Source organism: Micromonospora sediminicola, assembly GCF_900089585.1.
GTDB classification, from domain to species: Bacteria; Actinomycetota; Actinomycetes; order Mycobacteriales; family Micromonosporaceae; genus Micromonospora; species Micromonospora sediminicola.
The window spans coordinates 441864-467735 of the sequence record NZ_FLRH01000003.1; the positions used below are offsets into that span (position 1 = coordinate 441864).

General features: G+C 74.7%; 24 protein-coding genes. 12 read left to right on the forward strand and 12 right to left on the reverse strand.

Annotation, left to right across the window (positions count from 1 at the left end):
- Positions 1-422 precede the first annotated feature (422 nt).
- The 5 genes from GA0070622_RS02540 to GA0070622_RS02560 all read left to right on the forward strand — a co-directional run bounded on the left by GA0070622_RS02540 (position 423) and on the right by GA0070622_RS02560 (position 6392).
- Positions 423-3470 (forward strand): AfsR/SARP family transcriptional regulator, encoded by a 3048-nt coding sequence (locus tag GA0070622_RS02540; RefSeq protein ID WP_091567809.1) that lies wholly within the window; start codon positions 423-425, stop codon positions 3468-3470.
- Between the two features lie 241 nt (positions 3471-3711).
- The gene (gene moaC / locus GA0070622_RS02545; protein WP_091567813.1) at positions 3712-4203 is read left to right on the forward strand and encodes a cyclic pyranopterin monophosphate synthase MoaC; all 492 of its coding nucleotides are present in this window, start codon (positions 3712-3714) and stop codon (positions 4201-4203) included.
- Positions 4200-4670 (forward strand): MogA/MoaB family molybdenum cofactor biosynthesis protein, encoded by a 471-nt coding sequence (locus GA0070622_RS02550; RefSeq protein WP_091567817.1) that lies wholly within the window; start codon positions 4200-4202, stop codon positions 4668-4670. The genes moaC and GA0070622_RS02550 overlap by 4 nt, the downstream gene beginning before the upstream one ends.
- Before the next feature lie 37 nt (positions 4671-4707).
- Positions 4708-5964 carry a molybdopterin molybdotransferase MoeA gene (locus GA0070622_RS02555; RefSeq protein ID WP_091567822.1) on the forward strand — a complete coding sequence of 419 codons (1257 nt, stop codon included), beginning with the start codon at positions 4708-4710 and terminating at the stop codon, positions 5962-5964.
- A 14-nt stretch (positions 5965-5978) separates the two neighbouring features.
- Positions 5979-6392, forward strand: a complete 414-nt coding sequence (locus GA0070622_RS02560; RefSeq protein ID WP_091576783.1) for a molybdenum cofactor biosynthesis protein MoaE — start codon at positions 5979-5981, stop codon at positions 6390-6392.
- Positions 6393-6403: 11 nt separating this feature from the next.
- On the opposite strand, the gene GA0070622_RS02565 is transcribed toward GA0070622_RS02560, so the two are convergent.
- Positions 6404-7840 (reverse strand): glycosyltransferase 87 family protein, encoded by a 1437-nt coding sequence (locus GA0070622_RS02565; protein WP_091567825.1) that lies wholly within the window; start codon positions 7838-7840, stop codon positions 6404-6406.
- A gap of 205 nt (positions 7841-8045) precedes the next feature.
- Positions 8046-8591, reverse strand: coding sequence for a DoxX family protein (locus GA0070622_RS02570; RefSeq protein WP_091567828.1), 546 nt, complete (start codon positions 8589-8591; stop codon positions 8046-8048).
- Between the two features lie 135 nt (positions 8592-8726).
- On the opposite strand from GA0070622_RS02570, the gene GA0070622_RS02575 reads away from it, so the two are divergent.
- A complete protein-coding gene (locus GA0070622_RS02575) occupies positions 8727-9272 on the forward strand; it encodes a GNAT family N-acetyltransferase (RefSeq protein WP_091576785.1) in 546 nt (181 codons plus the stop codon).
- Between the two features lie 7 nt (positions 9273-9279).
- Here the strand turns inward: GA0070622_RS02575 and GA0070622_RS02580 are convergent, their stop codons facing one another.
- Both GA0070622_RS02580 and GA0070622_RS02585 read right to left on the reverse strand, forming a co-directional pair.
- Complete coding sequence (locus tag GA0070622_RS02580; protein ID WP_091567832.1) at positions 9280-10518, reverse strand: ATP-binding protein; 1239 nt, start codon at positions 10516-10518, stop codon at positions 9280-9282.
- Positions 10519-10649: 131 nt separating this feature from the next.
- On the reverse strand, positions 10650-11462 hold the full coding sequence (locus GA0070622_RS02585; protein WP_091567835.1) for an LppU/SCO3897 family protein: 813 nt from the start codon (positions 11460-11462) through the stop codon (positions 10650-10652).
- 85 nt (positions 11463-11547) lie between these two features.
- Between GA0070622_RS02585 and GA0070622_RS02590 the strand changes: the two genes are divergently transcribed.
- Positions 11548-12555, forward strand: coding sequence for an EamA family transporter (locus GA0070622_RS02590; protein ID WP_091567838.1), 1008 nt, complete (start codon positions 11548-11550; stop codon positions 12553-12555).
- A gap of 11 nt (positions 12556-12566) precedes the next feature.
- Positions 12567-13190, forward strand: a complete 624-nt coding sequence (locus GA0070622_RS02595) for a prepilin peptidase (RefSeq protein WP_091567841.1) — start codon at positions 12567-12569, stop codon at positions 13188-13190.
- 33 nt (positions 13191-13223) lie between these two features.
- Here GA0070622_RS02595 and GA0070622_RS02600 read toward each other — a convergent pair whose 3' ends face one another.
- The 5 genes from GA0070622_RS02600 to GA0070622_RS02620 all read right to left on the reverse strand — a co-directional run bounded on the left by GA0070622_RS02600 (position 13224) and on the right by GA0070622_RS02620 (position 19991).
- Positions 13224-16409 carry a UvrD-helicase domain-containing protein gene (locus tag GA0070622_RS02600; protein WP_091567846.1) on the reverse strand — a complete coding sequence of 1062 codons (3186 nt, stop codon included), beginning with the start codon at positions 16407-16409 and terminating at the stop codon, positions 13224-13226.
- Positions 16410-16503: 94 nt separating this feature from the next.
- Positions 16504-17796, reverse strand: coding sequence for a metallophosphoesterase (locus GA0070622_RS02605; protein WP_369700220.1), 1293 nt, complete (start codon positions 17794-17796; stop codon positions 16504-16506).
- A 19-nt stretch (positions 17797-17815) separates the two neighbouring features.
- Entirely contained in the window at positions 17816-18061 is a 246-nt protein-coding gene (locus GA0070622_RS02610; RefSeq protein WP_091567854.1) for a MoaD/ThiS family protein, read from the reverse strand.
- A 2-nt stretch (positions 18062-18063) separates the two neighbouring features.
- Complete coding sequence (moaA, locus tag GA0070622_RS02615; RefSeq protein WP_091567857.1) at positions 18064-19080, reverse strand: GTP 3',8-cyclase MoaA; 1017 nt, start codon at positions 19078-19080, stop codon at positions 18064-18066.
- Positions 19077-19991: a fructosamine kinase family protein gene (locus tag GA0070622_RS02620; RefSeq protein WP_091567861.1), complete on the reverse strand. Its 915-nt coding sequence runs from the start codon at positions 19989-19991 to the stop codon at positions 19077-19079. The genes moaA and GA0070622_RS02620 overlap by 4 nt, the downstream gene beginning before the upstream one ends.
- Before the next feature lie 162 nt (positions 19992-20153).
- Here GA0070622_RS02620 and GA0070622_RS02625 point away from each other — a divergent pair, with 162 nt between their 5' ends.
- Positions 20154-21302, forward strand: coding sequence for a DUF4192 domain-containing protein (locus GA0070622_RS02625; protein WP_091567865.1), 1149 nt, complete (start codon positions 20154-20156; stop codon positions 21300-21302).
- Between the two features lie 11 nt (positions 21303-21313).
- Here the strand turns inward: GA0070622_RS02625 and fdhD are convergent, their stop codons facing one another.
- The gene (gene fdhD, locus GA0070622_RS02630) at positions 21314-22168 is read right to left on the reverse strand and encodes a formate dehydrogenase accessory sulfurtransferase FdhD (protein ID WP_091567869.1); all 855 of its coding nucleotides are present in this window, start codon (positions 22166-22168) and stop codon (positions 21314-21316) included.
- A gap of 156 nt (positions 22169-22324) precedes the next feature.
- On the opposite strand from fdhD, the gene mobA reads away from it, so the two are divergent.
- The 3 genes from mobA to GA0070622_RS02645 all read left to right on the forward strand — a co-directional run bounded on the left by mobA (position 22325) and on the right by GA0070622_RS02645 (position 24346).
- Positions 22325-22924, forward strand: coding sequence for a molybdenum cofactor guanylyltransferase (gene mobA / locus GA0070622_RS02635; protein ID WP_091567873.1), 600 nt, complete (start codon positions 22325-22327; stop codon positions 22922-22924).
- Positions 22921-23178, forward strand: coding sequence for a DUF6457 domain-containing protein (locus tag GA0070622_RS02640; RefSeq protein WP_091576787.1), 258 nt, complete (start codon positions 22921-22923; stop codon positions 23176-23178). The genes mobA and GA0070622_RS02640 overlap by 4 nt, the downstream gene beginning before the upstream one ends.
- A 67-nt stretch (positions 23179-23245) precedes the next feature.
- Positions 23246-24346 (forward strand): T3SS (YopN, CesT) and YbjN peptide-binding chaperone 1, encoded by a 1101-nt coding sequence (locus GA0070622_RS02645; RefSeq protein WP_091567876.1) that lies wholly within the window; start codon positions 23246-23248, stop codon positions 24344-24346.
- Between the two features lie 6 nt (positions 24347-24352).
- Here GA0070622_RS02645 and GA0070622_RS02650 read toward each other — a convergent pair whose 3' ends face one another.
- On the reverse strand, positions 24353-25309 hold the full coding sequence (locus GA0070622_RS02650; protein ID WP_091567880.1) for a zinc-binding dehydrogenase: 957 nt from the start codon (positions 25307-25309) through the stop codon (positions 24353-24355).
- A 55-nt stretch (positions 25310-25364) separates the two neighbouring features.
- Entirely contained in the window at positions 25365-25823 is a 459-nt protein-coding gene (locus tag GA0070622_RS02655) for an Lrp/AsnC family transcriptional regulator (protein ID WP_091567885.1), read from the reverse strand.
- Positions 25824-25872 lie beyond the last annotated feature (49 nt).

The window sequence follows — 25872 nt, forward strand, 5'->3', positions numbered from 1 at the left end:
CAGTCGTTGCCGCGCATCTGCGTTGCCCTTCGTCCGATCTGCGGAGCCAGGAGATCTGGCCCGTCCGACGCACGACATCTTATGGCCTTTTAGGCAGGGTTAGTTCTATTAGATGTCCATATGCGCATATTGCGCCAATGTCGCCGCTTCTCGTTACGCAGTGTCTTTGCGTCGAGACTGAACGCGTATTTGGCCGCACTGTTCCAGTGGGATTATCGAGCCCTCCAACACCGATGTCTGTAGCCCTTCGGTTCCGCCTTCCGTAACATGCGGCACGTCAACTGACAGAAAAAGCGTCGTCGCTCTCTGATATGTTTCGAACGGGTGCGACGGATCGGGCGGTATATTCCATAAGTACGCATTGCGCATATCCCACACGGAATGCGATGCCATTCAATTCCTGACGCCGGGCGGGGGGAGCATTGGCGGAAATCCGGCTGCTGGGCGCGCCGGAGGCGCGGCAGGGGTCGACCCGGCTGCCGCTGGGGACGCCGAAGCAGCAGGTGGCGTTCGCCCTGCTGGCACTGCAGAGCGGCCGCCTGGTCACCACGGACATGCTCGTGGACGAGCTGTGGCCGGATGATCCGCCCCGTTCCGCCCTGGCGAATGTCCGTAGCTACGCGGGGAACCTGCGGCGGGCGTTCGAACGGCTCGGGGGGCCGAAGCTCGTCCGGCTCCCCGGCGGGTACCGGCTCGATCTGAGCGACGAGCAGGTCGACGTGCACCGGTTCGAGCGCCTGACCGATGCCGCCAGATCCGCCCGGTCCGTCGGAGAGGTCGCCCGCGCCGACCTTCTGCTCCGACAGGGCGAGCGTCTCTGGCGGGGCTCGCTGATCGCCGGCCTGCCGGTGGGACCGGTGCTGTGGGCACGCAGGGCGGCGCTGGAGGAACAGCGGCTGAGCGCGATCGAACTCCGGGCCGGCCTGGACATCGAGCTTGGTCGCACCAGGGCCGCGATCGCCCTCCTCACCGACCATGCGGAACGGCATCCGTACCGAGAGCAGGCGCAGGCGCTGCTCGCCGGTGCGCTGTCGGCGGACGGGGATCCTGCCGGGGCGCTCGCCGTCCTCGACCGGGCCGAGGCCGTGCTCAGTGAACAACTCGGCGTGGAGCCCGGGTCGGAGCTGCGCGACTTACGGACATCCTTGCTGGGTCGCGTTCCCCCGGCAAGGTCGCGCGAGGACCACGGGCACCGCCTCGGCAGCGGACGCCCGGCCGATCCGACCGGCAGGTCCCGGGCGAAGCACGATCACCTCCCGCGGTCCGTCGTCGAGTTCGTGGGACGTCGGGAGCTCGTCGAGCGGACGGTGACCGAGATCGAGTCGGCCGGCGACCGGAGTTCGACTGTCCGGGTGATCGACGGCATGGCCGGCAGCGGCAAGACCGCCTTCGCGCTTCACCTGGCACGCCTGCTCGCCCACCGGTACCCCGACGGGCAGCTCTTCATCGACCTGCGCGGGCACAACGAGAAGGCGCCGGTCGACCCGGCCGACGCGTTGACGATGCTGCTGCGGCAGATGGAGGTGCCGGCCGGCCGGATTCCGAGCGATCGGGACGAGCGCGTCGAGTTGTGGCAACGCGAGCTGCGGGGCCGCCGCGTCGTCCTGGTCCTGGACAACGCGGCCGGCGGGCACCAGGTCCGACCGCTCCTACCCTCCGCCGGAGGCTCCGTCGTCCTCGTGACCAGCCGCCGCCGACTGTCCGCCGGTGACGTCGGGCCACCCGTCTCCCTCCCCGTGCTGACCTCGGACGAGGCGGTGCGGCTTCTGGCGCGTACCGCCGGCGAGGCGCGGGTCAGCAGCGAGCCGGATGCGGCGGCGGCGGTCGCACGACGGTGCGGGCACCTGCCCCTGGCCGTTCGGCTGGCGGGTGGTTGGCTGGCGCACCGACCGACGTGGCGAGTCGCGGATCTCGCGCGGCGGCTGGATGCCGGTAGCACCGTGCTGCGGCAGCTCGCGGTGGAGCAGCAGACCGTGGCCGACGCCTTCTCCGCTTCCTACGAACAGCTGGCCGAGCCGGTCAGGAGGCTGTTCCGGCTGGTCAGCCTCCACCCCGGGGATCCGTTCGACGCCCGGATGGCCGCTGCCCTGGCGGAACTGCGGCTGGATCACACCGAACGGATGTTGGACGACCTCCTCGACCAGCACCTGATCGAGGAGCCGGCTCCGGGGCGGTACCGGTTGCACGATCTCATGCGTCAGTACTCGGCCGAGCTGTTCCGGGAGGCGGCGGAACCGGCGGAACGCCACGAGGCGGTGGCGCGCCTGCTCGATCACGTGCTCCACCAGGTGGCGGCCCGGGCCAACACCCTGGACCAGCAGGTGCTTCGCGCTCATCTCCGGCTCGACCCGCCGGCCCGGGCGGACCTGATCGACGCGAGCGACGCCTCGGACGTCGAGTGGCTGGAACGAGAGCGGCCGAACCTCGTCTCCCTCATCCGGCTCGCCGAACGGGAAGGGCACCTCGGACACGCGTGGCGCCTGGCCCGGGCCATGTGGCGGTTCTGCTACATGCGCGGCTACTTCGACGACATCGTCGCCACCCATCGGGTCGGCCTGAGCGCGGCGGAGCGCAGTGGCGACCGGTCCGCGCAGGCGATCATGCACAACTATCTGGCCTCCGCCTACACCCGCACCGGCAGCTACCTGGACTCGCTCCGGCACCTGGAAACCGCCGTGTCCATCTCGCGTGACCTGCACGACCGGGGCAACGAACACCGCTACCGGGCGAACCTCGTGGTGGTGCACTGGTTGACCGGCGATCCCGAACGGTCGGTCACCCTCGGGCGGCAGTTGCTCCGGGAGGATCCACGGGGCGGGGTCGAGCCACTGCCGTCCCTGCCGAATCTCGGCTACGCCCTGACCGCGGTCGGACGGTACGCCGAGGCGCTCGAAGCCCACCGCCAGCACCTCTTCCTCGCCCGCTGCCAGGGCAGCCAGTACCACATGTCGAACGCCCTCGGTCACATCGCGTCGGTGGAGAACCGACTCGGCCACCATGCCAAGGCGGTTCGACTGCTCACCGCCTCGATCCGGTTGCGCGACCGGACCGGGCACCGGTTCGGCGAGGCGGAGGCACGCAACGACCTCGGCATCGCGTACCGGCACCTGGGCCGGTTCGACGACGCGCGCGTTCAGCACGAAATGGCCCTCGACCAGGCGAAGGACTCCGGTGAGCGACACGTCCAGGCGGCGGCGTTGAATGATCTCGGCCTGACGCTGGCCGCTGCCGGGCGGGTCGCGGCGGCGGTGACGGCGCACGGTCAGGCTCTCGCCCTGGCCACCCGGATCGCGCACCCGTACGAGCAGGGTCGGGCGTTGTGCGGCCTCGCCGAGCACCTGGAGGACGACCGGCCGGCCGAGGCGCGCCGGTACCGGCAGCGGGCGTTGGCCATCTTCGACCGGATGGGCGTGCCCGAGCGCCACGAACTCCGCCGACGTCTCGCGGAACCGCCGTCGACAGTCGCCTGAACCGGTTTATCGATTTCTTATCGCGGTGCCGTCTAGCGTCCCCCCATCGGCCAACGGGGAGGGTCCCCGCCTGTGCGGGACCCGGCCGACGAGGCCCCCACCGTCCGTCCACCCCAGCGGATCGACGGTGGGTAGGTGAGGGAGGGGCGTCGCCCGGTACATCGGCACCCGCCGCGACGTCCCTCCCCGCCGACGGCCCCGAGCGACGCCCGTCGTCGTACCCGGCGGATAGGGTCGAGCGGTGACCGAACCCGCGCAGCTCACCCACGTCGATCCGGCCGGCGCGGCCCGGATGGTCGACGTCTCCGCCAAGCCGGTCTCCGGCCGGCTCGCGGTCGCCGCCGGCCGGCTCCGCACCACCGCCGAGGTGGTGGAGCTGTTGCGCCGCGACGGCCTGCCCAAGGGCGACGCGCTCGCGGTCGGCCGGCTCGCCGGGATCATGGGGGCCAAGCGCACGCCCGACCTGATCCCGCTCTGCCACCCGATCGCGCTGCACGGCGTCACCGTCGACCTGCGCCTCACCGCCGACACCGTCGAGATCACCGCCACCGCGCGGACGGCCGACCGCACCGGGGTGGAGATGGAGGCGCTCACCGCCGTGGCCGTGGCCGGGCTGGCCCTGGTCGACATGGTCAAGGCCGTCGACCCGGCCGCCTCGGTGGACGCCGTCCGGGTGCTCCGCAAGTCCGGCGGCAAGACCGGCGAGTGGATGCGCCCGGAGGACCGGCCGTGATCCGGGCCCGGGTGGTGGTGGCCTCCAACCGGGCCGCCGCCGGAATCTACGAGGACACCAGCGGTCCGCTGCTCGTCGCCGGCCTGCGCGAGCTGGGCTGCACGGTCGACGCGCCGGTGGTGGTGCCGGACGGGGAGCCGGTCGGCGACGCGCTGCGGGCGGCCCGCGACGAGGGCGTCGACGTGGTGGTGACCAGCGGCGGCACCGGCATCACCCCGACCGACCGCACCCCCGACGTGACCCGTTCACTGCTCGACTACGAGATCCCGGGCATCGCCGAGGCGATCCGGGCGCACAGCCGCGACACGGTGCCGACCGCCGCGCTGTCCCGGGGCCTGGCCGGGGTGGCCGGCCGGATGCTGGTGGTCAACCTGCCCGGCTCCCGCGGCGGGGCGCGCGACGGGCTGGCCGTGCTCGGGCCGATCCTGCGGCACGCGGTCGACCAGCTCCGTGGGGGCGACCACTGAACCCGCGGCGCGCGTGCCCCGGCGCTAGGCTCGCCGGATGAGCACCGAAACCGAGACCACCGGGGCCGAGGTGGGCACGCCGCCACCGGCTGGGTGGGAGGAGGCCCGCTCCCGGGTGTACGCGGTCGGTCTCTCCGCCGCGCTGCCCGCGGTCGCCCGGCCGCTGGCCGACACCGACGGGCACACCCTGGCCGAGCCGCTGACCACGCGTACCGACCTTCCGGCGTTCCCCACCTCCAGCGTGGACGGGTGGGCGGTGCGCGGGGCGGGGCCGTGGCGGGTGGCCGGTCGGGTGCTCGCCGGGCAGACCGCGTCCCCGCTGGACGAGGACGGCAGCACCGTGGAGATCGCCACCGGCGCGATGGTCCCGGCGGGCACGACCGCGATCCTGCGGATCGAGGAGTCGACCCGCACGGCGGACGGTCGGGTCGCCGGCACACCCCGCTCCCAGCCGGAGTGGCGGGAGCCGGCCGAGGAGGCACACCTCGGCGAGGAGCTGGTGCCGGCCGGCACGCCGGTGGATCCGGCGGTGATCGGCCTGGCCGCCTCCTGCGGGCACGACACGCTGCGGGTCCGCCGCCCACCCCGGGCGGCGCTGCTGGTCTTCGGCGACGAGCTGCTCACCTCGGGCCCGCCGGGCGCCGGCCGGGTCCGCGACGCGCTCGGCCCCTCGGTGCCGGGCTGGCTGCGCCGCTACGGCTGCCAGGTGCGCGGCGGCGACGTGGTCGGCCCGGTCGCCGACACGCTGCCCGCGCACGTGGCGGCGCTGCGCGGCGCGCTGGCCAACGCCGACCTGGTCTGCACCACCGGCGGCACCATGCACGGCCCGGTCGACCACCTGCACCCGACGCTGGAGGCGCTCGGCGCCGACTACGTCGTCAACACCGTGGCGGTGCGCCCCGGCTTCCCGATGCTGCTCGCCCGGTTGGTGGACGGCGACGGCCGGGTGCGTTTCGTGGCCGGCCTGCCCGGCAACCCGCAGTCCGCGGTGGTGGCTCTCGTCTCGCTCGTCGCACCCCTGCTCGCCGGCCTCACCGGTCGGCCGATGCCGGTGCTTCCGCAGGTCACCCTGGCCGAGCCTGTGCCCGGCCGGGGCGACCACACCCACCTGGCGCTGGCTCGCTGGGACCGGGTCGCCGGCACCGCGCACCCGGTGCGGCACGTCGGCTCGGCGATGCTGCGGGGTCTGGCCGGCGCGGACGGCTTCGCGGTGATCCGGCCCGGCACGAGCGGCGCGGCCGGCGACCGGGTGCCGCTCGTCCCGCTGCCGCTGATGCCCGGGGAGCGGTCGTGATCGATCCGGTGGGGATGGTGCTCGGGGCGGTCACCGACCGGCCGCTGGACCTGGCCGCGCACGAGGCGGCCGTCGGCGACCGCCGGGCCGGTGCGGTGGTGTCCTTCCAGGGCGTGGTCCGCGACCACGACCACGGGCGTGCGGTCACCCGGCTGGAATACGAGGGTCACCCCAGCGCCGAGGCGGTGCTGCGCGAGGTCGCGGCGGAGATCACCGCCGACCCGGCGGTCTACGCGGTGGCTGTCTCGCACCGGATCGGGCCCCTGGAGATCGGCGACGTCGCCCTGGTGGCCGCGGTCAGCACGGCGCACCGGGCGGCGGCGTTCGACGCCTGCGCCCGCCTGGTCGACGAGGTCAAGGCACGGCTGCCCATCTGGAAGCGGCAGGTCTTCGACGACGGCACCGAGGAGTGGGTGAACTGCCCCTGAGCGGGGTGGCCTCAGCGCCGGGCGGCGAGCGGGGCGGTGCGGGCCAGCCGGTCGGGATAGAACGCCGGCTCCGCGCCGGGGCGCCACGGCAGCGCCGCGACCAGCACGATCAGCGCGATGGCCAGGGAGTTCTCCATCAGCGCGCCGAACAGGCCGTCCTGGTAGTGGGACACCTCGGGGAGCTGGTGCTCGTACGGCCAGATCGGCGAGATCAGGAAGAGCAGATAGAGCCCGAGCGCGCCGACGCCGTGCCGGAGCCCGGTCAACGTCGGGTACCAGATCGGCGGGCGCAGCGTGGGCACGCCGTTGGCCGAGAGCATGCCGTTGCCGCGCGGCGGCAGGCGGCGGCTGGCGTCACGGCGGCGTACCGCGGCGTCGGCCAGCACGATGATCGCCGGGATGACCCAGACCAGGTGGTGCGACCAGGAGATCGGGCTGATCACGTTGGCGGTGAGCCCGACCAGCGTGAACGCGGTCAGTTCGTCGCCGTCGGCGCGCGCGCTGAGCGCCCGGGACAGGCCCAGCGCCAGCACCAGCACCGAGAAGGCGAGCCAGAGCAGCCCGGGCGTCTCGATCGAGTCGTAGAGGCGCGCCAGCAGGCCCGCGAGGGACTGGTTGGCGGTCATGTCCGCCGCGCCGACCCGCTCGGTCTGCCACAGCACGCTGGTGAAGTAGGCGCGGGACTCCGCGCCGAGCACGCCGAACGTCCCGAGCGTCACCCCGACGGCGGTGCCGGTCGCGATCATCGCGGCCCGCCACTGCCGGGTGAGCATCAGGTAGAACACGAACAGCGCCGGGGTGAGCTTCACGGCGGTGGCGAGCCCGATGCCGACCCCGGCCCAGGCGCCGCTGTAGACGAACCGGGCCAGCGGTGAGTCGGCGGTCTCGTGGTGGGTGCCCCGCTTGGCCCGCCACCGCAGCCCGACCAGGTCCGCCATGATCAGCGCGAAGAGCAGCAGGTTGACCTGGCCGTAGCCGAGGGTCTCCCGGGACGGCTCGATGGCCAGCGCCACCGGGGTGGCGACGGCGACGGTGAACCACAGCGGCCAGCCGAGCCGGTCCACGATGGGACGCAGCAACGCGGCCAGCACCACGGCGAGCGCGGCGATGCTGGCCAGGGCGTTGACGAACCCGGCCCCGTCGACCGGCAGCCAGGACATCGGCAACATGACCAGGGCGGCGAAGGGCGGGTAGGTGAAGCCGAGGGTGGTCGAGGGAGCGACGAAGTCGTACAGCTCGTTGCCACCCGCCCACCACAGCACCGCACCGTGGTAGATCTTCATGTCGAAGAAGTTGTAGGGGCGACCGAACGCACCGACGGCGAGCCACGCGGCGTACGACACGGCGGCCACGACGCCGACGCGGACGACGATCCGACGGTCGACACCGCGCGGGACGCGGGAGGCCGGGGCGAGGCGGTCCGTCCGTCTACCGACTGTCGTCGGCATGGCGTGGCCACCCCCGTACCAAGGTCGTCGTGCCCGTCCAGGTCCAGAACGGAGCCTAGAACGGTGCCTCACGTCGCTGCCTCCCGCGTTACACGACCGTGTCCGATCCCACACGTCTTCGCGACATTTCCACCGCGTTAACGGGTGTCGGACGGTTCAGGTGATTGGTGGCGTTGCGGGGGGTGGTGGCGGTACGGGGTGCAGGTCAGCCGGGCATTCGGCGGGCGGTCGCCGCGGAGCGTACGGCGATCTTCGCCTCCCGGCGGGCGGTGCGGACCGCGCGCTTGACCGACCGGCGCGAGTGGTCGATCCGGTGGCCGGCGCGCCAGCGCAGCCCCGGCCTGCCCTCGGTGTCCGCGGCGGCGAGGAGGAGCCCACCGAGCAGGCCGAGGTTCTTCAGGAAGTGGATCTGGTTGTTGTTGCGCGCGGCGGGGTCGTCGTTGTTCCAGAAGGGATGACCGGCGGCGGTGGTCGGCACCAGCGTGGCGGCGAGGACCAGCGCGGCCGGGCGGCTGAACCGGCCGGTGGCCAGCATCAGGCCGCCGACGAGCTGGGTGGCGGCGTTGGCCCGGATGAGCGTCGCGGTGTCGGTCGGGATGCGCGGGTGCAGGTTCTGGATCAGCGGGGCGATCTTGTCGGTGACCGGTTCGGAGGCGGGGACCAACCGTTCCGGGTTGCGCAGGTTTCGGGCGCCGCTGACCACGAAGATGCCGCTCAACATGACTCGGGCGAGGGAGCGCACGGGCTTCATGGCTCAGTCATACCCCGTCGCGGGCGTCGTCACCCCCGCAACACACGAAAGGTATCGGCCGACGTGGACGTCCGGGCCACGCCGATTTCAGCGACCGTCGCGGATGGACCGGCCGTGTTCGGTAAGGTCGCGCGGGTGACGACGCTGCGACTGCGCCCGGAGGACCCGGCGGACGAGGCGCCGGTGGCCCGGGTGCTCGCCGCCGCCTTCGCCCGGCCGGATGTGGCCACCCCGCCCGAGGTCGGCCTGGTCGAGGAACTGCGGCACGGCCCGGCGTGGATCCCGGAGCTGGCCATGGTCGCCGAGTACGGCGGCGAGGTGGTGGGCTTCGCGCTGCTCACCCGCGTCGGCGTACGCACCGACGGCGGCACCTGGCCGGCGTTGGCGCTCGGACCGGTGGCGGTGGCCCCGCACCGGCAACGCGTCGGGCACGGCACGGCGGTGGTGCAGGCGGCGCTCGAGGCCGCCACCGAGCTGGGCGAGCGGCTGGTGGTGGTGCTGGGCGACCCGGCGTACTACCGGCGGTTCGGGTTCGGCCCGGCGGACCGGTTGGGCCTGACCAGCCCGTGGTCCGGGCTGGGGGAGCCGTGGCAGGCGCTGGTGCTGCCGCCGTCCACCGGCGAGGAGCCGCCGCCTCCGGCGGGCGAGGTGGTCTTCCCGCCGCCCTGGTCGCGGGTGTGAGCGTCGCTCAGGCGGGCTGGGTGCGCAGGTAGCGGCCGAAGTGCGGGACGGTGAACGCGACCGTGCCCCGCTCGCCGGAGTAGATCAGGCCCTTCTTGATCAGCGCGTCCCGGGCCGGGGAGAGGCTGGCCGGCTTGCGGCCGAGCGCCCGGGCGATCTCCGCGGTGGGCACCGCGGCGTCCATGTCGTCCCGGCCGCCCTCCTCGCCGTCCACCAGCGCCAGTGTGGCCATCGCCCGCATGTACTCGCGTTCGGCCGGCGTGGCCCGCTCGAACCGGGAGCCGAAGAACCCCACCGCCAGCTCCGCCTCCGCCTCGGGCGCGGCGACCCGCACGTCCGCCGCGGTGATCGGTGAGCGCGGCGCGTGGTCCCAGGTGGCCTTGCCGTACGCCTGGACGAAGTAGGGATAGCCGCCGGACTTCTCGTAGAGCAGGTCGAGCGCCTTCTGCTCGTACTCGACCTCCTCCCGCTCGGCCGGCGCGCAGAGCGCCTGGTCGGCGGCGATCCGGTCGAGCCGGTCGATCCGCTGGTAGCGGTAGAGCCGTTCGGAGTACGACTTGGCGGCGCTGAGCACGGCGGGCAGGTGCGGCAGCCCGGCACCCACCACGATCAGCGGCGCGCCGAGCTGGGACAGCTCGTGGCAGGCGGCGCAGAGCGCCGAGACGTCCTCGGCGCCGACGTCCTGCATCTCGTCGATGAACACGGCGATGCCGGTGCCCACGTCGGTGGCGACCGCCGCCGCGTCGCTGAGCAGCTCGACCAGGTCGATCTCGATGTCGCCGGAGTCGGCCCGGCCGCTGCTGGCCGGCACGTCGATGCCGGGCTGCCAGCGGTCGCGCAGCTTCGGCGCCGCGCCACCCCGCCCGCTCGGCGGCGTCGACCGTTGCGCGAACGCCTTGAGCACGCCCAGGAAGGCGTCGATCCGGTCGGGCGCCCGGTGCCGGGGGGCCAGCTCGCGGACCGCCATGTGCAGTGCGGCGGCGATCGGCCGGCGCAGCGACTGGTCCGGTCGGGCCTCGATCTTGCCGGTGCCCCAGAGGCGGTTGATCGCCTCCGAGCGCAGCGTGTTGAGCAGGACCGTCTTGCCGACTCCGCGCAGCCCGGTGAGCATCAGGCTGCGTTCCGGCCGGCCGCGGGCGATCCGTTCCAGGACCACGTCGAAGACGTCCAGCTCCCGCCCCCGCCCGGCGAGTTCGGGCGGGCGCTGGCCGGCGCCCGGCGCGTACGGGTTGCGGACCGGATCCACGAATCGCACAGTATCGGGTCGTCTAGCGGCCAGGCTAGACGTGCGTAGAGGTGGCTACCGCGTGTCGGCCTCGACATAAAACTAGGGCTGTCTAGCGTGGACGCTAGACAGCCCTAGTTTTGCCTACCGGCTCACCGCCGCTTCAGGCAGAGGACGAAGTCGAGCGTGTCCAGCTCGCTGTCGAAGAAGTACCAGTCGGTGTAGCCGGTCACCTTGCCGCACTTCGCCTCGGCGTCCTTCTTGCCGCTGGTCGCGCCGTCGATCCGGCGCAGCACCTGGTAGGTCTTCGGCGCACAGTCGGCGATCACCAGCTTGGGCTGGCCGCCCCCGCCCTCGTTGGCGACGCACTGGCCCGCCTTGACGAAGCGCGGGTCGGTCGACGAGGCCGGAGCCGGCGCGGTCGGCGTCGCCTCCGCCGGATCGCTCGGCGCCGCCGCCGTCGGGTCCGCGGCCGGCGCGGTGGCCGCCGTCGTCCCGGCCGTCGGGCTCTTCTCGTTCCGGCCGAGCAGCCAGTAGGCCCCGGCGCCACCCAGCAGCAGCACCGCCAGCACGACCAGCACCACCACCAGCAGCGGACCCTTGCCCCGCTTCGGGGGCGTGGGCTCGGCGTAGGGCGGCTCGCCGCCGGCGTACGGGGGCTGCCCGCCGGCGTAGGGCGGCTGCCCCCCGTAGCCGGGGTCGGCGGGGTATCCCTGGTACTGCGGCGGACCGGGCGCCCACCCCGGCGCGGCCGGCTCGTACTGCTGGGTGGGGGGCCCGTACTGCTGGGGCGGGACGCCGTACTGCTCGGTGGGAGGGCCGTACTGCTGCGGCGGCCCGTACTGCGGACCGCCGGGCGCCGGGCCGTAGTGCGGGTCGGCCGGCTGCGGGGCGTACCCGTCGTCGGGCCGCCGTCCCCCCCACGGCTCGGGTGAGCCGCCGCCCGGTGGTCCGAAGTTCGACATGAACGCCTCCTGCGTACGCCAGTGCTGAGAGGCCGGCCACCAACACGGGACGCCGACGCCGTGGTCACCGTAGCGTGGTCCACCGATGAGCTCACGCCCCGAGAGTGCGACGACCGCCGCCGACAGCCCGGCGCGGTCGGCCCGCCCCGCCCTGATCTGGACCGCCCTCGCCCTGGTCTACCTGCTCTGGGGTTCGACCTACCTGGGCATCCGGGTCGCGGTCGAGTCCCTGCCGCCGCTCACCTCGGCGGCGATGCGGTTCGCCGCGGCCGCCGTGGTGCTCGCGCTGGTGCTGCGCCTGCGCCGCGGGCCCGGTGCGCTCCGCGTGCCGGCCCGACGCCTCGGCTCGGCCGCGCTGGTCGGCGTGCTGCTGCTGGCCGGCGGCAACGGGCTGGTGGTGCTCGCCGAGTCCGGCCCGGCGGGCAGCGCCGTGCCCTCCGGTGTCGCCGCGCTGCTGGTGGCCACCGTCCCGCTCCTGGTGGTGGTGCTGCGTACGGCCGGCGGGGACCGGCCCCGGGCCTGGACGTTCGCCGGCGTGGCGCTCGGCTTCGTCGGGCTGGTCCTGCTGGTCCTGCCCCGCGACGGCGTGGACGGGGTGCCGCTGGTCGGCGCGCTGATCGTGGTGGCCGGAGCGGTCAGCTGGTCCGTCGGATCGTTCCTGTCCGGACGGATCCGGATGCCCGCCGACCCGTTCGTGGCCACCGTCTACGAGATGGTGGCCGGCGCGGTGGCGCTCGCGGTGGTCGCGGCCGCACGCGGGGAACTGGCCGACTTCTCCCCCGCCGAGGTGACCACGCGGTCCTGGGTGGCTCTGGTCTATCTGATGGTGGCCGGCTCGCTGGTCGCCTTCACCGCGTACGTCTGGCTGCTCGCGCACGCGCCGCTCTCCCTGGTGTCCACGTACGCCTACGTGAACCCGGCGGTCGCGGTGGCGCTCGGCGCGCTGCTCGTCGCCGAGCCGGTCACCGCGCAGGTGCTGCTCGGCGGCGCGGTCATCGTGGCCGGCGTGGCGGTGGTGGTGAGCACCGAGCGTCCGCGCCGGACCGCGCCGGCTGCCGTGGACGGGACGGCCCGGGAGACGGCGGAGCGGTAGCGTCCCGGCCCGTGTCGGCGGCGCTGGTGACCGGGGTGGCGCTGCTCGGCGCGCTCGCCGGGCTGGTGGCCGTACCGGTGGGTCGGTCCCTGGTGGGCGGCGGCCCCGCTCCGCGCCGGGCGGTCCTGACCGCGACCGGTGCGGTGGTGTTCGGCGGGCTGGCCGCCGCCCACGGGGCCGGGCCCGCGCTGCCGGCCCTGCTGCTGGTCGCCGGCGTCGGGCTGCTGCTCGTGGTCACCGACCTGACCGCCCTGCGGCTGCCCGACCCGCTGGTCGGCGCGCTGGCGCTCGGCGGCGGGCTCGGCCTCGCCGGCGCCACGCTGGCCACCGGCGAGCCGGGTCGACTGACCACCGCCGCCGCCGGCGCCGCGCTCTCCCTCGCCGGCCACCTGCTGCTCGCGCTGCTGCCGGGCGCCCGGCTCGGCTTCGGTGACGTGAAGCTCGCCGCCGCGCTCGGGCTCCCGCTGGGCTGGCTGGGCTGGCCGACGCTCCGGCTCGGGCTGCTCCTCCCGCACGTGCTCGCCGGGGTGACGGTGCTGGTCCTGCTGGCCGCCGGCCGGGTACGCCGGGACACGCCGCTGCCGTTCGGCCCGGCGCTCCTCGCCGGCGCCTGGCTCGCCGTCCTGCTCACCTGAGGCCGCCGCGCGTGTCGGCGGGCGGCCCGCCGGTCAGATCAGCCGGAGCTGGTGATCCCGGGGCCGGCGTGGCTCCGCCGTGCCGAGCCGGTCGAACAACGCCGGGTCGATCACGTCGAGGAACGGCGACGGCCGGGTCTCGCGTTCCGCGCCGTGCCGGGCCCGCCGGGCGGCGTGGCTGACGTAGAGCCGGTCCTGCGCCCGGGTCAGGCCGACGAAGAAGAGCCGGCGCTCCTCGGCCACCGCGTCCTCGTCCGGCTCGCTGCCGGGCCAGCGCAGCGGCAGCAGGCCGTCCTCGGCGCCGACCAGGAACACCACCGGGAACTCCAGCCCCTTCGCCGCGTGCAGCGTGAGCAGCGTGACCGCCTCGGCGCGCGGATCCAGGGCGTCCACCTCCGCGCCGGTCGCGAGCTGGTTGAGGAACAGCCCGAGGTCGTCACCGCAGCGCCGGGCCAGTGGCGTGAGCAGGTCCACGGCGGTGCGGACGTCCTCGGGGCGTACCGCGCCGGCGCCGTCGAGCGTGGGCACGGCGAAGCGCTCCGCCAGGAGCTGACCGGCCTGGCGTACCCGGGCGGCCAGCGATCCGTCGAGACCGGCCTGGCGCAGCTCGCGGGCGACGGCGGTGACGCCGGGCCGGTCGCGCAGCCGGTCGTGCGAGCGCTTCTGCACCGGGATGTTGGCCCGGGCCAGCGCGTCCACGACCGGCGCGGCCTGGGAGTCGGTGCGGTAGAGCACCGCGATGTCGGAGAAGGAGAGTGACGTCGTCCGCCCGTCGATGCGGCCCGAGTCCAGCGACCGGTGGGACAGGCCACCGACCAGCTCGTCGACGGTGCGGACCACGAAGTCGGCCTCGTCGGCCACCGAGGTCGCGGCGTACCGGCCGACCAGCGGCGCCTCCGGGTCGAGCCGGGCCGGGTCGAGGCGGCGACCGCGCACCAGCGACGACGGCGCGATGGCCTGCACCGCGGCGGCCAGGATCGGCGCGGACGAGCGGTAGTTGCGGTTCAGCCGCACCAGCCGGGCGTCGGTGAAGTCCTGCGAGAAACGCAGGAAGTAGCCGACGTCGGCGCCCCGGAACGAGTAGATCGCCTGGTCCGGGTCGCCGATCGCGCACAGGTTGCCGTCGGCGGGGCTGAGCAGCCGCAGCAGGTCGTACTGCACCGCGTCGACGTCCTGGTACTCGTCAACGAAGATCCACTTCCACCGTTCGCGGTACTCCCGGACCAGCTTCCGGTCCCCCTTGAGCAGCGCCACCGGCAGGGTGAGCAGCTCGTCCAGGTCGACCAGGTCCTTCTTGCGCAGCAGCGCGACGTACCGCTCGTCGTCCTCGCCGGCCTCGGCGCGGGCCGCCGCCCGGTCCGTCTCGTCGGCGATCCGGAAGTCCGCCGGCAGCCCGGCGGCCGCCGCGTTCTCCCGCAGCACGGTCAGGCCGAGCGAGTGGAACGTGCCCACGGTGACGTCCTCGGCGACCGGGCCGAGCAGCCCGTCCAGCCGGTGCCGCAGCTCCTCGGCCGCCCGGCGGGTGAACGTGATCGCCAGGCACTGGTCGGGGAAGACGTTCAACTCCGCGCAGAGATACGCGATCCGGTGGGTCAACGTCCGGGTCTTGCCGGTGCCGGGCCCGGCCACGATGAGCAGCGGACCGCCCGGCGCGGACGCGGCCACCCGCTGCATCGCGTCCAGGCGGTCCAGCAGGCCGGTGCCGACCTCCTCCATGCCGGCGAGCATCGGCTCGAACGGCTCGTGCGGGGAGGGCGGCGGCGCGATCGGGCGAGCCGGCGGCGGCGTGCGCTTCGGCTCGGGCCGGGCCGCCGCCGGGCGCTTGGCCCTCGGTTTCGGCGCCGGCTCCGCGGGCCGTCGCTGCGCGGGCACGGGTACGTCGAAGAGCGCGTCCTGCCCCGACCCGCCGGCCGTGGCGCCCAGTTCCGCCGGATCGAACAGTGTGATCACCCCGTACTCGCCGTCGTAGCCCGGCACCCGGCGGACCTCGCCGCGGCGCAGCCGGCCGATGCCCTCGGCGAGCAGCTCGCCACCGACCCGGCCGATCTCCTCGACCGGCGTACGGGTCAGGATCTCCAACTCCGGGCCGAGCGCGGCGACCAGCTCGTGGAGCTTGCCCTCCACCTTCTTCGACCGCGCGCCCACCCGGTTGATCTCGCCGAGGATCTCGGCCAGCGGCACCAGGTGCGCCACCGCGCGGGCGTGCGCCGGACGGTGCCCCACCGGACGGTCGGCCAGCTCCTCGACCCGGCTCAGTACGCCGACGGTGAGCGGCTTGCCGCACTCCGGGCAGCGCCCACCCGCCTCGCGGGTGCGCTCGGGCGACCAGTTCACCCCGCAGAGCCGGTGCCCGTCGGCGTGGTACTTGCCCTCCTCCGGGAAGAACTCGACAGTGCCGGCGAGCCCGTCCCCGGTGCGCAGCGCCTCCCGGATCGCGAAGTAGTCGCGGGCCGCCGTGAGGACCGTGGCCTCCCGGGCCAGCGCCGGCGGCGAGTGGGCGTCCGAGTTCGACACCAGCTGGTAGCGGTCCAGGCTGCCGACCCGCCAGTTCATCTCCGGGTCGGAGGAGAGGCCGGTCTCCACCGCGAAGATGTGCTCGGCCAGGTCGGCGTAACAGTCGGCGATCGCGTCGAAGCCGGACTTCGAGCCGAGCGCGGAGAACCAGGGCGTCCAGATGTGCGCCGGCACCAGGTAGCCGTCTCCGCTGGCCTCCAGCGTGATCTCCAGCAGGTCGCGGGAGTCCAGCCCGAGGATCGGCCGGCCGTCGGAGCCGAGGTTGCCGATCCGGCCCAGCGCGGCGTTGAACCGGCCCACCGCGTCCAGGTCCGGCAGGTAGATCAGGTGGTGCACCTTGCGGGTCCGGTCGTCCCGCTTGTAGATGGTGGAGATCTCCACGCTCAGCATGAACCGGACCGGGTCCGCCTCCGCCGCGCTCGCCAGCCGGGGCGGCAGCCGCCGGGCGATGTCCCGCTCCGCCTCCGGCGACAGCCGGTAGAGGCCGGGCTCGGCCGGGTGCAGCGTCTCGCGCAGGTGGTCGTACCAGGCGGGGTGGGTGAAGTCTCCGGTGCCGAGCACCCCGATGCCCTTGCGTCGGGCCCACCAGCCGAGGTTCGGCAGGGTCAGGTCGCGGCTGCACGCGCGGGAGTATTTCGAGTGGATGTGCAGATCCGCGACGTAGGGCGGGAGGCCACCGGGGGGTGCGGCGCTGAACGGAGGCACGCCGCATCCTGTCACGTCCGGTTGCCCGCCCGCCCGCCGCCACGCGTACGCGTGACCTGAGCAATGCGGTGCTGGACGCGGCGCCCCCGGCGCGCTATGGGGCGCGCAGCTCGACCAGCGTCACCTGCGGCGGGGCGCCGACACGCACCGGCGGACCCCAGAAGCCGGCGCCGTTGGTGACGTACACCTTGGTGCCGTCCACCTCGCCCAGACCGGAGACCACCGGCTGCTGGAGCTTCACCGCCAGGTTGAACGGCACCATCTGGCCGCCGTGGGTGTGCCCGGAGAGTTGCAGGTCGACGCCGAACTTCGCCGCCTCGTGCGCGGCCACCGGCTGGTGGGCCAGCAGCACCACCGGGCGGCTCGGGTCACGGTCGCCGAGGGCGGCGGCGTAGTCGGCCGGCGCGGCCAGACCGGTGCCGGCGGCGGTCACGTCGTTGACCCCGGCCAGGTCCAGCACCCCGCCGCGGGCCTGGATCTCCTGCCGCTCGTTCTGCAGCACCCGCAGGCCGAGCCGGTCCACCTCGCGGACCCACTCCTCCACGCCGGAGTAGTACTCGTGGTTGCCGGTGACGAAGAAGCTGCCGTAGCGGGAGCGCAGGTCGCGCAGCGGCTCCGCGGCCGAGCCCAGCTCGGCCACCGTCCCGTCGACCAGGTCGCCGACCACCGCCACCAGATCGGCGTCCAGTTGGTTGATCATGGCGACGATCCGCTCGGTGTGCGCCCGTCCGCGCAGCGGCCCGAGGTGGATGTCGGAGACGGTGGCGATCCGCAGGCCGTCCATGCTCCGGGGCAGCTTGGCCAGCGGGATCCGGACCCGGTCCAGTCGGGGCGGCCCCATCGCGGTGCGGACGCCGTACCCGGTGACGCCGGCGGCGGTGAGCCCGGCGAAGATCGCCGCGCCGCGCGCGAGCAGCAACCGGCGGGACGGATCGTGGTCGGCGGGCACGGTGTCCGCCGGCGGGACGTCGCCACCGTCGGCGGTCCCGCCGGCCGGAATGCCGACGGCGTCGCCGGTCGGCCCGGGCGGGACGGCCCCGGCCCCGGCGCCGATCAGCGCCGGCTCGGGCTCGGGGCCCGTGGCGGCGGCGCGGGCGCGGCGGCGCAGGACGAGCCGGACCACCGCGGTCGGCACCTCCAGCACCAGCAGCAGCACCAGCAGGTAGAACATCAGCGCCAGCCAGAGGTAGCCCGGCCAGGCCAGCCAGAACCAGCCGTTCCTCGTGCCGGCCATGGTCGCCGGCACGAGCAGGGCGAGCAGGGCGACCACGGCCGCGCCGAGCCGGCGCCACCGACCCGGTCGGGTGGTGTCCCGGACCAGCCGCTTCCACAGGTAGAAGTGGATCAGGCCGATGACGAGCACGACGAAGATCAGGAATGTCGCCATCGCCAGCACGTCGGCCTCCTCAGCCGCCCGCGAAGGGCGGCAGCACGTCCACCGTCACCCCGGCCGGCAACAGTGCCTGACGATCATGACAGGCCACGCCGTCGACCAGGAAACTCGCCGCCTTCAGCACCACTGACAGTCGTTCGCCGTGCCGGGCGGCCAGGTCGTCCAGGAGTTCGTCCAGCGACCGGCCGGCGGATGCGGTCTCCTCGGCGCGGCCGGCCGCGGCCCGCGCCCCGGCGAAGTAGCGGACGGTCAGTTCCACGCTCACCCTCCGATCGCGGACATCGGCCGGGCCGGCTGGAGAAAGGTCGGATCGTCGATGCCGTGGCCCGCCCGCTTGCCCCACATCGCGGCGCGCCAGCGCCGGGCCAACTCGTCGTCGTCGGCACCGCCGCGCAGCGCCGCCCGCAGGTCGGACTCCTCGGTGGCGAAGAGGCAGTTGCGCACCTGGCCGTCGGCGGTGAGCCGGGTGCGGTCGCAGTCGCCGCAGAACGGCCGGGTCACGCTGGCGATCACCCCGACCCGGGCCGGCCCGTCGTCCACCAGCCAGGTCTCGGCCGGTGCGGCACCCCGCTCGGCGGGATCGGGGCGCAACGCGAACTCGCTGCGCAGGGCGGCGAGGATCTCGTCGGCGGTGACCATGGTCGAGCGGTCCCAGCCGTGCTGGGCGTCCAGCGGCATCTGCTCGATGAAGCGCAGCTCGTAGCCGTGCGCCAGGGCGAACCGGAGGAGGGTCGGGGCCTCGTCGTCGTTGACACCGCGCATCAGCACCGCGTTGATCTTCACCGGGGTCAGCCCCGCCTCCGCCGCGCCGGCCAACCCGGCGAGCACGTCGGCGTGCCGGTCCCGCCGGGTCAACGTGGCGAACCGGGCCGGGTCGAGCGTGTCCAGCGAGACGTTGACCCGGTCGAGACCGGCGGCGCGCAGCGCCGGCGCGAGACGGGCCAGCCCGATCCCGTTGGTGGTCACCGAGATGCGCGGCCGGGGCGTCAGCGCGGCGACCGCCGACACGATCCCGGGCAGGCCGGGCCGGATGAGCGGCTCACCGCCGGTGAAGCGCACCTCGGTGACGCCGAGGCGGCCCACCGCGACGCCGACCAGCCGGACGATCTCGTCGTCGGTCAGCAGTTGCGGGCCGGCCAGCCAGGGCAGGCCCTCGGCCGGCATGCAGTAGGTGCACCGCAGGTTGCACTTGTCGGTCAGCGAGACCCGCAGGTCCCGGGCGACGCGACCGTACCGGTCGGCGAGGACCCCGTCGGCCGGCGTCCGGGGGGCGGTCATCCGTCGACCGTAGCGCGTCGGACGCCCCGCAGGGCGCCTCGGGCGGCGGAGACCACCGCGTCCGCGTACGCCGTGCCGAAGAGCGCGGTGTGCACCAGCAACAGGTGCAGTTGGTGCAGCGGCACCCGCTCCCGCCACCCGTCGGCCGGCGGCCGGGCCTCCCGGTAGGCGGCCAGGATCCGCTCCAGGTGCGGCGGGCCACCGAAGAGGGCCAACTGGGCCAGGTCGGTCTCGCGGTGGCCGCCGTGCGCGGCCGGGTCGACCAGCCAGACCCGGCCGTCGGCGCCCCAGAGCAGGTTGCCGGGCCAGAGGTCACCGTGCACCCGGGCCGGCGGCTCGTCGCCGCCGAACTCGCCGATCCGGTCGACGACCTGCTCGACCAGGGCGGCCCCGGCGCCGTCGAGCGCCCCTCGGTCGACCGACATCCGCAGGTAGGGCAGCAGTCGACGGCGGGCGAACCAGTCCGGCCACGGGCCGGGATCGGGCGTGTTGTCCTGGGGCAGCGCGCCGATGAACCCGGTCCACTCCGCGCCGAACGCGGTCGCGCCGGACGCGTGCAGCCGGGCCAGGCCGCGCCCGAACGCCTCCGCGGCCTCCGGGGTCGGCTCGCCCGGCTCCACCCAGTCGAGCGCGAGCAGGTCGGGCAGCGCGACCAGCACCTCCGGCACCGGCACGGCGTCGGCCTCGCGCAGCCACCCCATGCCGGCCGCCTCGGTGGTGAAGAAGCCCTCCGGAACCGGCCGCGCCGACCGCTCCGGCCAGCTCTTGGTGAAGACGGAGTGCCCGTCGTCCAGGGTGAGCCGGGACGCGGTGCAGATGTCGCCACCGGAGACCGGCGTCTCCCGGATCCGCTGGTGGGTCAGGAAGGTCGGCAGGTGCTCCGGGTGTGCCCGCAGGTATGCCAGGTCCATGAGCGCAAGGTAGCCGGTACCTGGGACAGCCGGGGACCGTGGCGAAACCGCGGCGGCCGTCGATCGCCGGCCACCTGCGCCGATACGCTCCGTATCTGGGGACGGACCGCGTGTCGTCCACAGGGTCGGACGCGGGCCCCGACGACCACGGACGCTCCCGGCATGAACTCCACCGAGCGCCCACGCCTGTCCGTCCGCTCGCCCGGCGACCTCGTCGCGGCCGTGCCCTACCTGCTCGGCTTCCACCCGGCCGACAGCATCGTGGTGGTCGCGGTACGCGGCCGGCGAGTGGTCTTCGCCGCGCGGGGCGACCTGCCCGGGGCCGGCGTCGACCCCGCCCCGGCGGCCCGGCACCTGGCCGAGGTGGTGGCCCGCCAGGAGGTCGACGCCGCCACGGTCGTCGGTTACGGGCCGGCCGCCCGGGTGACCGGCACCGTGGACGCGGTCGGCGACGCGCTGGACGCGGCAGGGCTGACCGTCCTGGACGCCCTGCGGGTCACCGACGGCCGGTGGTGGTCCTACCTCTGCGCGGAGCCGGCCTGCTGTCCCGCCGACGGCACCCCGTACGACCCGGTCGCGAGCCAGGTCGGCGCGGCGGCGGTGTTCGCCGGTCAGGTCGCCCTGCCCGACCGGGCCGCGCTGGCCGCCCAGGTGTCCGCGCTCGACGGCCCGGTCCGGCTCGCCATGCGCCGGGCCACCGCACGGGCCCGCCGCCGGTTGGCCGTGCTCGCCGGCGCATCCGTCGACGGCGCCCCGCCCGAGGACGTCACGGTCGGTGTCCCCGCCGATGTCCCGCCCACCGGGGAGACCTCGGCGGAGGGGCCACCGGCCGAGGGCGACCCCGTGGTGGTCGTCGGCTCCGGCGGCGCGGCGCGGGCCGTGCGCGCGGCCGGCGTGGCGGCGGTGCGGGCGGCGTTCCGGCGGCAACGGCGCGGTGAGCGGCTGGACGACGACGAGGTGGCCTGGCTGACCGTGCTGCTCACCCACATCCCGGTTCGCGACCACGCCTGGTCCCGCACCGACGGCCGGGACACCGACATCAGCCTCTGGACCGACGTCCTGCGCCGGGCCGAGCCGGACCTGATCGGGGCGCCGGGCAGCCTGCTCGCGTTCGCCGCCTGGCGGGCCGGCCACGGCGCGCTGGCGGCGGTCGCCCTGGAACGGGTGCTCACGGCCCACCCCGACCACTCGCTCGCGGTGATCCTCGACGACGCGCTCCGCCGTGGGCTGGCCCCGTCCGAGCTGGACGGCTGGCCCGTCGTCACCGGTTCGTCGGTGCTGCGCCGCCGTCGTCGCCGTCCGCGCCGGTGAGCCGGCGCCGTTCACCCGGTTACGCGCTGCGCCCCGGCGTAGACGTTCATGGTCGGCCCGCGCAGGAAACCGACGAGCGTCATCCCGGCCTCCTCGGCCAGTTCGACGGCGAGCGTGCTGGGCGCGGAGACCGCCGCGAGCAGCGGCACCCCGGCCATCCACGCCTTCTGGGTCAGCTCGAAGCTGGCCCGGCCGGAGACCAGCAGCACGTGCCCGGCCAGCGGCAACAGGTCCTCCCGCACGGCCCAGCCGATCACCTTGTCCACGGCGTTGTGCCGGCCCACGTCCTCCCGCAGCACCACCAGCTCGCCGTCGGCGGTGAAGAGACCGGCCGCGTGCAGGCCGCCGGTGCGGTCGAACGCGCGCTGGGCGGCGCGTAGCCGGTCCGGCAGCGCGGCCAGCAGCTCGGCGCCGACCGCGAGCGGGTCCTCCCGCACCGCGAACCGGGACCGGGTACGGACCGACTCGATGCTCGCCTTGCCGCACACGCCGCAGGAGCTGGTCGTGTAGAAGTTGCGCGCCGGGTCGGTGGTCGGCTCCGGCACGCCCGGAGACAGCACCACGTCGACCACGTTGTAGGTGTTCGGGGTCTCCGCCCCGGCGCAGAGCTGCGCCGTGTGCACGTCCTCCGCCGACCGGATCAGCCCCTCGGTGAGCAGGAAGCCGATCGCCAGGTCGAGGTCGTCGCCGGGCGTACGCATGGTGACCGCGAGCGGCCGGCGTCGCCCCGGGCCGCCCGGCCCGACCCGGATCTCCAGCGGCTCCTCCACGGACAGGGTGTCCTGCCGGCGGATCCGGGCCCGGCCGTCGGTCACCGCCCCGAGGTCGATCCGCAGCACGCTCCGCCGGTCCGTCGCCCGTCCCATGCCGCCATCCTCCCTCGCGCGCCGACCGGCCCGCACCTTCGCGGCGTCCGCACCCCCGACGGCTCTGGTCCGGTCCCGCTCCCGCCGGCCCGCCCCCGCACCCGTCCCGCCGGCGCGGGACCGGGTCGGGGCGGCGCCCGTGGGTAGGGTGAGGCGGTGACGGGGTACGCGGCGGTGCTGCTCGCCGGCGGCGCGGCCCGACGGATGCGCGGCGTGGACAAGCCCGCCCGCCCCGTCGGTGGGCGACCGATGCTGCACCGGGTGCTGGAGGCGGTGGCCGGCGCGGACGAGCGGATCGTGGTCGGCCCGGCCGGTCCGGTGCCCGAAGGGGTGCGGGTGACCCGTGAGGAGCCCCCCGGCGGTGGACCCGTGGCCGCCACCGCGGCCGGGCTGGCCCTGCTGGGGCCCGGTACGACCACCGTCGCCCTGCTCGCCGCGGACCTGCCGTTGCTCACCGCCGCGGCGGTGGACGGGCTGCGGCGCGCGCTCGACGGGTCGCGGGCCGGTCTGGCCTGTTACGTCGACGGTGACGGGCGTCGGCAGCAGCTCTGCGGCGCGTGGCGGGCCACGGCGTTGCGGGCGGCCCTCGACCGCCTGGCGGCGGAGCGGGGCGGCACTGTCGACGGCGCGCCGGTACGCGGGTTGCTGGCCGGTGTCGCGGTCCGTGAGGTGGCGTGGACCGGCTCGGGACCGCCGCCCTGGTTCGACTGCGACACTGACGAGGACGTACGCCGGGCCGAGGAGTGGACGAGATGACGGTGTTGGACGACTGGGTCACCGCGGCCTGCGCCGAGCTGGACCTGGATCCGGCCGAGGTGCCGGTGTCGAGCGTGCTCGACGTCGCCCGGGACGTGGCGCACCAGGTGCTCCGGCCGGGGGCGCCGGTCACCGCGTACCTGCTGGGGGTGGCCGTGGGACGCGGCGCGGACCCGGCCGCGGCGGCCGCGCGGCTCAGCGCGCTGGCCGGTTCCTGGCCGGTGGAACTGGACGGGACCGTACCGGCGGAGTAGCCGTGCTCGGGCGCGGTTCGACGCCCACCGCCCATGGGTAGGGTGGCGGGAACGGACGGAGGCGATCATGACGGCAGACCACCCCTCGGCGCCGGTCGACCAGCCTTCCGGCGGTACGCCGGAGCAGCACGAGTCGATCCTGCTCGACGAGCCGACCACGGCCGATCTGCGGGCCAAGGTGACCGAGGCCTGGCGGGAGTTCGCCCGGGCGCTGGCCGACCGGCTGCGCGGGCTGCCCGCCGGCGGGCACCTGGAGGTCACGCTCGACCCGACCGCCTCCGGCACCGGCGACGCCGTCTACTCGGTCAGCGCGGACGTCGGCGAGGAGGGTCGCCTGTCCGCCCGGGCGGTCGGCAACGCCACCCTGCCGCAGGGCTACCGGCTGGACCGGGCCGCGGTGGCCGACATGGTCGCGCTGGGTTGGTCGCCGCCCGGGGTGGTGCCCGGTTCCGGCGAGCAGTTCGGCCTGGACTGCGGCGTCGACGAGGCGACCCGGCTGTCCGCCGTGCTCTCCCGCACGCTGCGCGACGTCTACGGCGCCCCGCACCCCGCCTTCCTGGTCTACCTGGTGCACGACGCCGAGGGCGAGCCGCTGCCGGTGGAGCCGCTGGGCACGGCCCGCAGCGAGTTCGGCCCGGACCGGGACGTCGAGGCGGACCTGGACGAGGCGCTGGCGGCCGCGGCGGCGGCCCAGGCCGGCGAGAACGACGTGCTGGCGCTGGAGGAGCGGGTCCGGACCGTCGTGTCGACGATGCTGAAGTCGAACTCCGACCAGGTCCAGGTCGACTCCGACGGGGACATCAACATCCGGGCCGGCTCGGCGATGGTCTTCGTGCGGGTACGCGACAACCCGCCGCTGGTCGACGTCTTCTCCCCGGTGCTGACCGAGGTGGAGCCGACCGAGCGGCTCTACGTGAAGCTCTCCGAGCTGACCAACCGGATGCCGATCGGCCGGCTCTACTGCGCCGACGACACGGTCTGGGCGTCGATCCCGGTCTTCGGCCGCAACTTCCAGGCCACCCACCTGATGCTGGCGGTGCAGGTGATGACCGGTCTGGCCGACGAGTTGGACGACCGGCTGCACGGCGAGTTCGGCGGCAAGCGTTTCTTCGGCGAGGGCGACAAGCCGGCGCGGGCGGAGGAGCACCGCACCGGCATGTACCTCTGAGCGCGGTCAGCGCACGTCGAGCAGCGTCTTGCCCACTGTTTCCCGGGCCTCGATCGCGGCGTGCGCGGCGGCGGCCCGGGCCAACGGGAAGCGCTGCCCGATCAGCGGCCGCAGCCGCCCGGCCGCGCCCTCGGCGAGCGCCGCCTCGGTGAGGGCGCGCAGCTCGTCCGGGCCGGGCCGGGGGCTCAGCAGCGTCACCCCGCGTGCGGCGGCGGACTCGGCCGGGATGTCCGCCCAGGCGCCGCCGGCCAGTCCGAAGCTGAGCATCCGCCCGCCGCGGTCCAGCAGGTCGAACGCCTGCCGGGCGAGCGGCCCGCCCACGCCGTCGAACACCACGTCGACGGCGCCCACGGCGTCCCGGACCCGGTCGGTCCAGCCGGCCTGCCGGTAGTCGACGACCACGTCGAGGCCGGCGGCGCGGAGCACGTCCACCTTGCGGGCGCCGCCGGCGGCGGCCACCACCGTGGCGCCGGCGGTCGCCGCCAGTTGAGTGAGCAGCGATCCGACGCCCCCGGCCGCCGCCTCGACCAGGACCCGGTCGCCCCGCCGCAGCCCGGCCGCCCCGGCCAGCATCAGGGCGGTCCGGCCGTCGGCCATCAGCGCCACCGCCGCGTCGAGCGCCAACCCCGGGGGTACGGGGACCGGCGCGCTCCGGTCGACCACGACGCGTTCGGCGTACCCGCCGGTGCCGCCGGTGGCGGTGACCACGACGCGGCCGGCGAGCGCCGGGTCGACGCCCGCTCCCAGCGCGGTGATCGTGCCGCCGACCCCGTTGCCGGGGATCACCGGCAGTTCGGCGCCGAACGGCCCGAAGCCGCTGGCCCGGAACATCGTCTCGACGAACGTGATGTTGGCGTGTGCCACGTCGACGAGCACCTGCCCCGGTCCGGGTGCCGGGTCGGGTGCCGTCCCGGGCACGAGCACCTCGGGTCCGCCGAACTCCCGCAGCCACACCGCACGCATACCGCCCCCTCGCTTCGAGCCGGTCACCAGTGCACGACATGAAGCGAGGTTGAGGTCAAGGCGTGGAGGGTCCGACGCCGGGGGACTCGACCAGCCGGGACAGCACGATGGTGCTGCGGGACGAGGTGACGAACGACTCGGCCCGGAGTCGTTCCAGGGCCTCCTCCAGGTGGGAGATGTCGGCGGCGCGCAGGTGCACCAGCGCGTCCGCCTCGCCGGAGACGGTGTAGGCGCCGACCACCTCGGGGTGCCGGCGGGCGGCGGCGCCGATCTGCGCCGGGGTGGTCCGGCCGGCGCAGAACAGCTCGACGAACGCCTCGGTGGTCCACCCGACGGCGGCCGGGTCGACGACGGCGGTGAATCCGCGGATGACCCCGGTCGCGCGGAGCCGGTCGACGCGTCGCTTGACGGCGGGGGCGGAGAGTGACACCCGGGTGCCGATGTCCGCGTACGAGGCGCGGGCGTCCGCCACGAGCAACGCAATGATTCGCTGGTCGACCGCGTCTATCTGCAACGTTCCGCCTCTGGGAAGCAATGGTTGTGGCTGTTACCAAAGTTCTACC